Annotated in this window: 1 protein-coding gene and 1 pseudogene; both read right to left on the bottom strand. The window is 62.3% G+C overall.

Translation table 11 applies throughout. The annotated features are described in order from the left end of the window. A partial coding sequence (locus EN780_RS41210; RefSeq protein ID WP_245500303.1) for a helix-turn-helix domain-containing protein occupies window positions 1-255 on the bottom strand: 255 nt, incomplete at its 3' end. Then, a pseudogene (locus EN780_RS37460) lies at window positions 141-491 on the bottom strand (hypothetical protein); the annotation flags it as partial. The pseudogene EN780_RS37460 and the gene EN780_RS41210, both read right to left, overlap by 115 nt.

The following is a 491-nucleotide window of genomic DNA, read 5'->3' on the forward strand; positions in this document are numbered from 1 at the left end:
GATCAGTCCTTCCCAATCACGGATGACGATCTTGCCGCACGTGGCGCGGATCAAGCCATTGCCTTCCAGGACCTCGATGGCGACGGTTACGCCCGGCCGCCTCACGCCGAGCATGATCGACAGGAATTCGCGCGTGAGTTTCAGCTCGGGGCCAGCGCGATCCTCACACAACAGCAGCCATCGGACGAGACGGCTTTCGAGCCCCTGGCGGGCGTTCGCGTGAGAGCGGTGTAGCTGGTCTGCACCATCAGGCATTGCACGAAGCGCAGAAGAAACAGCCGCAGGGTGGGACTTTGCTCGAGTGCCTCATGAAAGGGGGCTATCGGAATGCGCATCGCCTCTCCGGCGAGCTGGACGACGCAATCATGCGGCGCCAGATTGTCGCCGAGGACGACAACCGTTCCTGTCATGCCTTTGTGGCCCAGAATGCCGGCTTCGGCATCCCGGCCGGGCGCCATTTTGGCGATGATAGAGCCGAAGCCCTCCTCTAT

Origin of the sequence: Mesorhizobium sp. M4B.F.Ca.ET.089.01.1.1 (assembly GCF_004022605.1) — a bacterium.
Taxonomy (GTDB): Bacteria; Pseudomonadota; Alphaproteobacteria; order Rhizobiales; family Rhizobiaceae; genus Mesorhizobium; species Mesorhizobium abyssinicae.